At 43.2% G+C, this 10,591-nt stretch carries 7 protein-coding genes, 2 tRNA genes and 3 pseudogenes; 11 read left to right on the top strand and 1 reads right to left on the bottom strand.

Annotated features, from left to right (window positions below; genetic code table 11):
- A pseudogene (locus A1019T_RS13620) lies at window positions 1-81 on the top strand (RNA-guided endonuclease TnpB family protein); the annotation flags it as partial.
- Window positions 82-96: 15 nt separating this feature from the next.
- Here A1019T_RS13620 and A1019T_RS05535 read toward each other — a convergent pair.
- A pseudogene (locus tag A1019T_RS05535) lies at window positions 97-1,086 on the bottom strand (GspE/PulE family protein); the annotation flags it as partial.
- A 443-nt stretch (window positions 1,087-1,529) separates the two neighbouring features.
- On the opposite strand from A1019T_RS05535, the gene tpiA reads away from it, so the two are divergent.
- The 10 genes and pseudogenes from tpiA to A1019T_RS13615 form a co-directional block, all read left to right on the top strand.
- Window positions 1,530-2,327, top strand: a complete 798-nt coding sequence (gene tpiA / locus A1019T_RS05530; RefSeq protein WP_077450779.1) for a triose-phosphate isomerase — start codon at window positions 1,530-1,532, stop codon at window positions 2,325-2,327.
- 259 nt (window positions 2,328-2,586) lie between these two features.
- A complete protein-coding gene (gene secG, locus A1019T_RS05525; RefSeq protein ID WP_077450778.1) occupies window positions 2,587-2,904 on the top strand; it encodes a preprotein translocase subunit SecG in 318 nt (105 codons plus the stop codon).
- Window positions 2,905-3,116: 212 nt separating this feature from the next.
- Window positions 3,117-3,201: transfer RNA gene (locus tag A1019T_RS05520), tRNA-Leu, on the top strand.
- Between the two features lie 212 nt (window positions 3,202-3,413).
- Window positions 3,414-3,490 (top strand) — tRNA-Met (locus A1019T_RS05515).
- Between the two features lie 139 nt (window positions 3,491-3,629).
- On the top strand, window positions 3,630-4,130 hold the full coding sequence (rimP, locus tag A1019T_RS05510) for a ribosome maturation factor RimP (RefSeq protein WP_077448307.1): 501 nt from the start codon (window positions 3,630-3,632) through the stop codon (window positions 4,128-4,130).
- Window positions 4,131-4,357: 227 nt separating this feature from the next.
- Window positions 4,358-5,845, top strand: a complete 1,488-nt coding sequence (gene nusA / locus A1019T_RS05505; RefSeq protein ID WP_077450777.1) for a transcription termination factor NusA — start codon at window positions 4,358-4,360, stop codon at window positions 5,843-5,845.
- 17 nt (window positions 5,846-5,862) lie between these two features.
- Window positions 5,863-8,580, top strand: coding sequence for a translation initiation factor IF-2 (infB, locus tag A1019T_RS05500; protein WP_077450776.1), 2,718 nt, complete (start codon window positions 5,863-5,865; stop codon window positions 8,578-8,580).
- Window positions 8,581-8,769: 189 nt separating this feature from the next.
- Window positions 8,770-9,195: a ribosome-binding factor A gene (locus A1019T_RS05495; RefSeq protein WP_077450775.1), complete on the top strand. Its 426-nt coding sequence runs from the start codon at window positions 8,770-8,772 to the stop codon at window positions 9,193-9,195.
- Window positions 9,196-9,262: 67 nt separating this feature from the next.
- Window positions 9,263-10,294: a tRNA pseudouridine(55) synthase TruB gene (gene truB / locus A1019T_RS05490; RefSeq protein WP_077450774.1), complete on the top strand. Its 1,032-nt coding sequence runs from the start codon at window positions 9,263-9,265 to the stop codon at window positions 10,292-10,294.
- Between the two features lie 200 nt (window positions 10,295-10,494).
- Window positions 10,495-10,591, top strand: a pseudogene (locus A1019T_RS13615) (transposase); the annotation flags it as partial.

Raw genomic sequence — 10,591 nt, 5'->3', positions numbered from 1 at the left:
CATGATAGAGATATCAATGCGGCTAAGAACATCCTTGCGGTCGGGCTTGACCGTCTAGCTGTAGGAATCCCCTCGGTTTAGCGAGGGGAGGAGGTCAAAGCCGTCTGTACAGTGCTCACATCCCATCGCTTCAAAAATAGCAGAGTGAGTCGAATCACAATCTGATATTTGCTTTAGGTCGCTGTCTAAAAACCCCATTTGCAATAGACTATGACTGGGCACATCAACGCGCTTTTTACAATGGACACATAAACGTCTGGCTAGGCGTTGAGCCACCACCAAGCTAATGGCAGTGGCAATATTAAAGTCGGCAACTCCCATGTGATGTAAGCGGGCTAGGGTTTCTGTGGCTGAGTTGGTATGTAAAGTGGAGAGTACCAAATGACCAGTTTGGGCAGCTCGAATAGCACTATCAGCGGTCTCTAAATCTCGAATCTCGCCAATCACAATCACATCTGGGTCTTGACGCAAAAAAGACTTAAGTGCCGTATTAAAACTTAGGCCTATCTTGGGATTAATGCTAACTTGGTTCACTCCGGACAGGTTTATTTCTACTGGGTCTTCAACGGTAGAGATATTGGTGGTTTCGGTATTTAATAGCTTTAGACCAGCGTATAACGATAAGGTTTTCCCAGAGCCGGTGGGGCCTGTAATGAGCACGATGCCTTGTGGTTGATGTAAAGCTTGTAAAAATATTTGCTGTTGATCTTGCTCAAGCCCCAACTCATTAATGTCTACTAGGGAATCGGCGCAATCAATCACCCGAAGTACTATTTTTTCGCCAAATAAGGTGGGTATGGCACTGACTCTATAATCGAGAGTGTGGTTGTCAGCGGTGAGCAGTTTGATGCGGCCATCTTGTGGCAATCTGCGTTCTGAGATGTCCATTTGAGCCATGATTTTTAAGCGAGCAGAGACTTTGGCAATTAAAGACAGTAAGAGGGTTGTCATTTGCTTTAGCAGACCATCGATACGGAAGCGAACCCGATACAGCTGCTCATCAGGCTCAAAGTGTAAGTCTGAGACCCCAAGCTGCACAGCCTGCATCAGCAATGAATTTACCAGTTTAACCACGGGGTCATTGTCAAACGCTGTCAGCTGCACCGATGTGACCAGCGATTTCGAATTGCCAAGAGGGTGAGGGACATTAGTTGCAGCTGAGGGATGCACAGAAACGCTAGAGTCGTGCATGGAGGCTTCTTATATAAGTAGGGTGCCTGCCTGACAAAAAAAGAGGATAAAACTTCAGACAAAAGATATATTTTTTAGTAGACCTTATTTTTACCCCTTTCACAAGCATTAAATATGATTAGCTAAGCTTAATTGTTTTTAAAGTTTTATAAACTACAACTTATAAACAATATTCGAAACAATAAAGGCTAAATCAGTTGTATGAGACTATGATATAATATAGGGCTATCATATTTTTACGCTGACCTTTATCCGTTACTATTAGGCTTTATTTTATTAAGCGCTTAATAGGTAAACCATTGGTTAATAAGTTGAATTTCTTTGATTGAGAGTGTTTTATGAAGTCTTGGATTGTCGGTAATTGGAAGCTAAATCCTGCCTCAGTTAGTGCAGTGCAAGCCTTAGTGGATGATTTAGTAGAGGGTGTAGACGCTCAAAGCACCGCCCTACAAAACTGCCATATTATGGTGGCGCCAAGCTTATTGCATTTGTCTCAGGTTGAAGATATTCTGCGTACGAAATCGGCCGCTATCAAGTTGGTCTGTCAAGATGTGTCAGCTTTGTCTGCCGAAACGGGTGCCTATACCGGTGATGTTTCTGCGCAGCAGTTACAAGACTTAGGCGTACAATGGGCCATCATTGGTCACTCAGAGCGTCGTCAGTATTTTAATGAAGACAACGACACTTTATTGAATAAGATGAAGCATTGTGCGGCTCAAGGCTTAGGCGTTATCTTCTGTATTGGTGAATCAGAAGCTGACTTTGAAGCAGGCAACACTACCCAAGTATTGGCAGAACAACTGACTATTATTGCTGATTTTTTACAGCATTCAGAGGCTGCCGATGCTGATTATATTGCCAATAAGTTGATTATTGCTTATGAGCCAGTTTGGGCCATTGGTACCGGTAAAGTACCAAGTGTTGAAGAAGTCACAGAGGTGCACAAGTTTATTCGTGAACGTTTACAGTCTTTTGAAGCCACATTAGCCAAGACCCCTGTTTTATATGGGGGCAGTGTGAAGCCTGAAAACGCCCAAGATTTTGCAGCGTCAGAGCAGATTAATGGGGTATTGGTTGGGGGCGCTGCCTTAAAAGCGGACAGCTTCCTTGACATTGCCAAAGCATTTTCTAAATAATTACGCTGCGGATCAATAGCGACTCTTTGTCTCTGATTTAAATTATCTTCGATTTAAATTAAAGCAGGGAAGTTGAAAGTCACTATTGGCAACAAGATACTGACCCAGTTGTCAAAAAATTAATGATTAAAGCTTTAACTGTTCAAACCTTAATGATTAAAGCTTCATTATTAAAAGTTTCGATATTAAAAATAAAGTAAAATACGGTCACATAGAAATTTTCTCGTCTTTTAACTCTTAAGATTAAGTAAGGCAAAGCATGTTTAACATTATTTTAGCCATTCATATTATTGTTGCTATTGCCATGATTGGGTTGATTTTAATTCAACACGGTAAAGGGGCGGATGCCGGAGCTTCTTTTGGGGCAGGCGCATCAGGTACGGTTTTTGGGGCTGCAGGTAGCGCCAACTTTTTAACACGTGCTACTGCAGTATTGGCGGTTATCTTCTTTAGCACCAGTTTGACGTTGGCGGTTCATGCCCGTAAGCAAGCAGAAGGTCAGTATCAACTAGATGTACCAGCGGCCTCTCAAGTACCGGTAACAAATTCTCAGCCAGCACCTGCTCCAGCAGAGTAAAGCGAAGCTCAGTATTTGTTACGGATACTGGGGTCTCTACTTTTTAAATGGGTTGCACCCTAAGTTAAAGACGAGTAGAATGTGCCACCTAATTTAGAATAATTAGTGACCACTGAAGGCAAGGATTTAAGTTAATCTTCTTTTTCCTCAATAAAGATTTGATTAGCGTTAAAGAATGATCTGGCCTTGTGGGATATGACAAGTTACAAAATGCGATTGTGGTGGAATTGGTAGACACGCCATCTTGAGGGGGTGGTGGCGCAAGCTGTGAGGGTTCAAGTCCCTCCAATCGCACCAATATGATTGTGTTGACTCTGCTATCAGATATGTATAGTATGGTTATTCAGTTTGGCACTTAGGCAGCGGTTATTAGCTAGCCAAGGGGCAAAGTAGTAAAGGTAAGACTATAAGTTTGGTGATTTATAGGGTGTTCGTAAGTTTTTAAATTTAAATTAGTTTATTGCTTGACAACCCTTTTAACTTTACATATAATAGTCAGCCTAGATTGATGCGGGGTGGAGCAGTCTGGTAGCTCGTCGGGCTCATAACCCGAAGGTCGTTGGTTCAAATCCAGCCCCCGCTACCATTTTTATTTCAATCTTACTTTTTATTTAACCCACCATATTGTTTGTGGGTTTTTTTGTATCTGTTATTTTTAATATTGCCTAATAGTCATAATATGCATTTATAATAGATACTTCTATTTATGGACTAAAAAACGAGTCATGAAGTTATCTAATAAAGTCACTCAGTTAACCGACATTATTGCCCCAGCTGTTGCTGCTTGTGATGTAGCGCTGTGGGGAGTGGAATTCTTACCGCAAGGTGGGCGTTCACTATTGCGCATATATATTGAGTCATTGCCAGAAGATAAAGCCGCTGATAAACAGGTTACTATTGAAGACTGTGCAGCGGTTACTCACCAAGTTAGTGGTGTGCTTGAAGTGCATGATCCTATTGCAGGCGAATATGTCCTTGAAGTTTCCTCTCCAGGTCTTGATAGACCTTTCTTTGCCCCTGAGCAGATGTCGGATTATTTGGGTCAAACGCTTAATTTACGTCTGATTCAAGCAGTTGGCGTGGGAAGCTCGAAACGCCGTAAAGTGACAGGTAAGCTTGAGCAATTAGGCGATAAACAATTATCTGTAGTCACACCCGAAGGCGAACAGTTCGATATTGCCCTTGATAACATTGATAAAGCAAATTTAATCTATCAAGATTTGTAATCTTGGCATATAAGTGAATCTAAAGCTTACTATTTATTTGATTTGATTCGGACATTTACTGTTAACTTTTTAACCTACCTTATATATTAATTTAGGTTGGTATTAGAGATAATAGTAATTAGCGTTTTGAATGAACTTAAACCTCACAGCTTTTAGGCCCGAGATAAAAAATAAATTTAATAATTTTTTGCTACTTTAAGTGATAAGTAGGCGAGGATAGGTGTGTAATGAGTCGAGAAATTTTAACGGTAGTAGAGACCGTCAGTAACGAGAAAGGCCTAAATCCAGAAGACATCTTCGAAGCAATCGAAGAGGCTTTGGTGGTTTCTACTAAAAAAAGAGTCTATACCGAGCAGCCTGAAGTCGCTGTGCGTGTTGAAATTGACCGTGATACCGGTGACTATGATACGTACCGCTATTGGACAGTGGTTGCGGATGAAGACCACGAGATGCCTGCTTGTCAGTTAGCCATCAGTGATCTTGATGAAAACGAATGGTCAATTGGTGATATTAAAGAAGAACAAATCGAGTCTATCGAATTTGGCCGCATTGCTGCCACACAAGCCAAGCAAGTTATTATCCAAAAGATACGTGAAGCTGAACGTGCTTTAACTGCAGATGCCTTCGAGCCAAGAATTGGTGAGATGATGTATGGCGAAGTTAAAAAGCAAACTCGTGATGGCTATATCATTGATTTAGGCGATAATGCTGAAGGCTATTTATCACGTGATCAAATGCTACCTCGTGAACAATTACGCGTAAAGTCTCGTATTAATGCTATCCTATATCATGTGAATCGCGATAACCGCGGTGCGCAATTATTATTATCACGTACCAGCCCAGATATGCTGATTGCGCTGATGAATAAAGAAGTTCCTGAGATTAACGAACAAATCATCGAAATTCGTGATGTGGCCCGTCAGCCTGGTGTTCGTGCTAAAATATCAGTGAAGACCAATGATCATCGTATTGATCCTGTGGGTGCCTGTATTGGTATGCGTGGGACTCGTATCCAAGCCGTACAATCAGAGCTTGATGGAGAGCGTATTGATGTTATCGTATGGTCTGATGATCCGGCACAGTACATTATCAGTGCTTTAGAGCCAGCAGACGTAAGCAGTATTATTCTAGATGAAGATGCCAAAACAGCAGACATCATCTTTACTGCGAATGATCAGTTAGCGCGCGCCATTGGTGCCCAAGGTCAAAACGTACGTTTGGCCTCTGAGTTAACCGGTTATAAACTAAATATGATGCTTGAGGCGGAATACCTAGAGCGTCAACAGAATGAAACAAAAGCTTATATTGAGCTGTTCTATAATCGTCTAGAAGTAGATGAAGACTTAGCTCAAGCGTTAGTAGACGTAGGCTTTACCAGTATTGAAGAAGTGGCTTATGTGCCTGCTGAGACTTTCTATGACATCGAAGGTCTTGACGACGACGCGATTGAAATGATTCAAGAGCGCGCAAAAGAAGTAGTCATTGCTGATGAACTGGTTAAACAGCAAAATATGAAAGAGCCAAGCGAAGAGTTGCTCACAATGGACGGCATGACGACCGACTGGGCGTATAAGCTGGCTCAACGTGACATCATCACGTTAGATGATTTAGCAGAGCAAGCAGTATTTGATCTTGAAGACATTGAAGGTCTTGATGAGAAAATTGCAGGTGAGCTGATCATGAAGGCACGTGAATCTTGGTTTAATGAAGAATAATAAATAGGTGACTATAAATGGCAGATAAGACCGTCAAAGAATTAGCAGACATGGTAAGCAAATCAGTCAGTGCAGTACAGAAGCAACTGACTGACGCTGGGCTGCCTGCTCGTGGCGAGGATGACCTGGTCACCGAGCTTGAGCAAGAACAGCTGGTAGCTTTCCTGAAGCAAACACACGGACAAAAAGAAAAACGTCGTATTAGCTTGAAATCTAAAACGACCAGTACCGCTCGCGTGACTGGCTCTTCAGGCAAGTCAAAAAGCGTTAATGTTGAAGTTCGTAAGAAAAAAGTATTTGAAAAGCCCGACCCAAATAAATTGGCTGAAGAAATTGCTGCCCGTGAAAAAGCGGCTTTAGAAGCGAAGCAACGCGCTGAAGAAGAAGCGAAGAAACGCGAACAAGCCAAAAAAGAAGCCGAAGAGCGTCAAGCAGCTACACTGGCGGCGATGCGTGCTAACTTGGGTGGCGGTAGCTCCTCTGATGACAAAAAAGACGAAGTCTCTACAGTTGTCGTGAAAAAAGGCAGTAAAGCTGCGGCAGAAGCAAAACAAGCTCCGAAAAAGAAAGCAGCACCGACTAAACCAAAAGTGGAAACAGCAGCAGAACGCAAAGCGCGTGAAGCCCGCGAAGCTGAAGAAGAACGTCTGCGCAAAATCGAAGCAGAAACTCGCCGTAAGCAAGCAGAAGAAGCTCAGAAGAAAACCCTTGAGCAAATGCGCAAAATGGCGGGTAAATACAGTGACAAAGAACCTGTGGCTGAAGTTCGCAAAGATGAGCCATTGGCTGAAGGTCTAGTGGGTGAAGCTTTAGAAGAGTCTTTTGAAAAAGAACGTCGTGAAATTAAACGCGGTTCTTCTAGTACAGCCACTCGTGGTCGTCGCCGTAAAGGTCAAGAAGAGCGTGAAATTCGCAACCGTAAACACGGCTTAAAATCTTCACAAGCCTCTCAGCATAAATTTGAGAAGCCCGTTGAGAAGATTGTTCATAATGTCGAGATTCCGGAACAAATCGTTGTTTCTGATTTGGCTCAGCGTATGGCGGTTAAAGCCCGTGAAGTCACTAAGCTATTAATGAAGATGGGCGAGATTGTTGCTGCGGATGAAGCTATTGATCAAGCCACAGCCAGCTTAATCGTTGAAGAAATGGGTCACAACCCAGTTCCAGTTAGTGATACCAAAGTTGAAGACGACTTACAAGAAGCGGTGGAAGAGCGCAGCAGTAACGTTCAAACTCGTCCGCCAGTAGTGACTATTATGGGTCACGTTGACCATGGTAAGACCTCTTTATTAGATAAGATCCGTGAAACGAAAGTAGCGCCAGGTGAAGCCGGCGGTATTACGCAGCATATCGGTGCTTATCATGTTAAGACTGAGCGTGGTGTCATTACTTTCCTAGACACCCCAGGTCACGCGGCATTTACTGCTATGCGTTCACGTGGTGCCCAAGCGACGGATATCGTAATCCTAGTTGTGGCTGCTGATGATGGTATGATGCCACAAACTGAAGAAGCCATTGATCACGCTCGTGCTTCTGGTACGCCAATCATCGTTGCTATTAACAAAATGGATAAGAGCACCGCTGACCCTGATCGTGTACTAAACGAGTTAACCACTAAAGAAGTGGTAACAGAAGAGTGGGGCGGTGATGTCCCATTAGCGAAGATTTCTGCCAAAACGGGCGAAGGTATCGATGAGCTGTTAGAGCTGGTAAACCTACAAGCTGAGCTTATGGAACTTGAAGCACCAACTGAAGGTGCTGCACAAGGTGTGGTCATTGAGTCACGTCTTGAAAAAGGCCGTGGTGCCGTTGCCAGTGTTCTAGTTAAGAAAGGAACCTTAAATCAAGGCGATCTAGTCTTAGCCGGTGAGTTCTACGGTAAAGTTCGTGCGATGACTGATGAGACAGGCCAACGTGTTAAATCAGCCGGTCCATCAATCCCAGTAGAGATTCTAGGTTTACCAGACACACCAGCAGCGGGTAGCGAATTCTTAGTGGTATCTGATGAGAAGAAAGCCCGTGAAGTGGCTGAATTCCGTGCTAACCGTGAGCGTGAACAACTGCTTGAACGTCAGAACAAGATGCGTCTTGAGAGTATGTTTGAGCAGATGGGTCAAGACGACTTGTCTTTCTTAAATATTATCTTGAAGACAGACGTACGCGGTACGTTAGAAGCCCTACTTGCAGCCTTAAATGAGTTATCTACTGACGAAGTTAAAGTGAAAGTGATTAGCTCAGGTGTGGGCCCAATCGCAGAGTCTGATGTAACGCTTGCTGAATCAAGTGAAGCGGTATTATTAGGCTTTAACGTTCGTGCCGACAATGCTGCTAAGCGTAAAGCGGATGAAGCAGGTATCGATATTCGTTACTACAGCGTAATCTATGGTCTAATTGATGATGTGAAGGCGGCCATGAGTGGTATGCTGTCTCCTGAACATCGTGAGAAAATCTTGGGTATCGCTGAAGTACGTGACGTATTCCGTTCAAGTAAGTTTGGCGCAGCTGCCGGTTGTATGGTGGTTGAAGGCACTATCTATCGCAACAAGTCTATCCGCGTATTACGTGATGACAAAGTGGTCTTTACCGGCCAGCTTCAGTCGCTACGTCGCTACAAAGATGACGTGAACGAAGTGCGCTCTGGTATGGAGTGTGGTCTTGCAGTTCGCGGCTATGACGTTGAAGTGGGCGATAAGATTGAAGTGTTTGAAATCCAAGAGATTCAGCGTACTATCTAAGTATCAAAAGTAGTTATCAAAGACCTATCAGGTCATCCTGTTAGGTCTTTTTTTGTTTTTTATAGCCATTATATTATGAGTTATTATCAGTCATAATCACTCAAAGTCACAACAAGTAGTACTGATAATCAAGTGCTGCTGACAATGAGGGTCAGGCTGTTGCTAATAACTGCAATAAAAGGAAGAACCATGAGCCAACGTTTACAACGTGTGGGTGATCAAATTCAGCGTGAACTCGCTGTTCTTATTCGTGATGAGATTAATGATCCCCGTTTAACCGGTTTTGTTACTATCTCAAGCGTCAAAGTAAGCTCAGATTTGGGTTATGCAGACGTTTATGTGACGGTAATGGAACCCGAGCTAAATGATGCGATGAGTAAGCACAGTCACGAGGCCAGCATAGAAGTGCTTAATAAAGCGGCAGGTTTCTTGCGTACTGAATTAAGTCATAGCCTTAAAACACGCACTACACCTCGCTTAAGATTCCATTACGATGAAGTGACTGCTCGCGGTAACTACATGATGGAGCTGATTAACAAAGCCGTGACCAAGACTGAGCAAACCGAAGCCAATAGCGACGAAGATGGCGACGACGACAATAACTCAGCACTCTAATAGCTAGCTTACCTTGGGTTTTTGAGATTAATTTGCCTTTGAAATTCACTGAATTGAGTAGATATCAATGACGATAAATAATGCAGCCAACTCCGCTCAATCCTCAAATAAAGCCCAAAAGAGTAAAGTGTCAGGCGTTATTTTGATTGATAAACCGAAGGGGCTGACCTCACAGCAGGTGGTCTCTAAGGTAAAGTATTTGCTTAAATCTCCTGTCCATGACAGCAAAAAGGCCGGTCATACTGGTACCCTTGATCCTATGGCCACTGGGTTATTGCCGGTATGTTTGGGTGAAGCGACTAAGTTTAGTCATTATCAACTTGATGCGGATAAATCTTATCAGGCCGTTATAAAATTAGGGGTGCAAACCGATACCGGTGACGCGGAGGGGCAACCTATTGCCGAAAAAGACATCCCTGAGATTTCTGCAGTAGACTTAGCGCAGGTAACCGCTCAGTTTTTAGGTGATATTAAACAAGTCCCGCCCATGTATTCTGCCTTAAAAAAAGAAGGCAAGAAGCTGTATGAGTATGCCCGTGCAGGTATCGAGATTGAACGGGAAGCTCGTCCTATCAGCATTAAGCAGCTAGTTTTAGAGCAGGGTGAAGAAAAAGACGAGTTATTATTAACAGTGACTTGCTCTAAAGGCACTTATGTACGAGTGTTGGGAGAGGATATCGCTCAAGCTTTGGACACTTTGGGGCATCTGACGGCTTTGCGTCGGACCCAAGTGGGTCATTTTGATATTGATCAAGCCATCAGCCTTGACGAGCTAGAAGAGCAAACACATGAACAGCGTTTGGCTCAATTGCAAGGCATGGATGCTTGTATCAGCGGGCTAAGCTTGCTTGTGGTGACCGATGAGGAGTGTCAACGTTTGCTAATGGGTCAGCGTCTCAATGTTAAGTCGCAGCTTGATGAAGCGTTAATGGCTTATTTGCTCAAGGAATTGGCGGAGAATCAGGACTTAGATAAGGAAGCTGCACAGGCTGAAAGAAGTTGTGATATTAAATTATTTAATGAGGAAGGCGACTTTTTGGGGTTAGGTGAGTTACAACTAAATGGCCGTTTACAGCCGAAGAAAATGATTCAGAGATGAGCATTGCAGTTATCTGGTTAGATTATTAGCTACTAAAATGAATTGGAAAAAGCCCGTATCTTATTGAATGATATGGGTTTTTTTTATCACCAGTCGCCGTAAAACCACCCACTTCAGGGGGTGGATATAAGGCGACACACACTGTCGTAAGAAGCAGTTAAAGGGTTGTAAGTTAAAATTAATCTTGCCATACTAAGCATATGAAAACCCTCAAGCTACGCATTAAAGACAAACACATAAAAGAGCTGAATCGTCTAAGCGGTTCAGTGAACTTCGTGTGGAACTATGTTAATGCGT

Source organism: Psychrobacter piechaudii (genome assembly GCF_900162825.1).
Lineage (GTDB): Bacteria > Pseudomonadota > Gammaproteobacteria > Pseudomonadales > Moraxellaceae > Psychrobacter > Psychrobacter piechaudii.
Note: the sequence above shows the minus strand (reverse complement) of the source record. Positions and strands in the feature narration are given on the sequence as shown.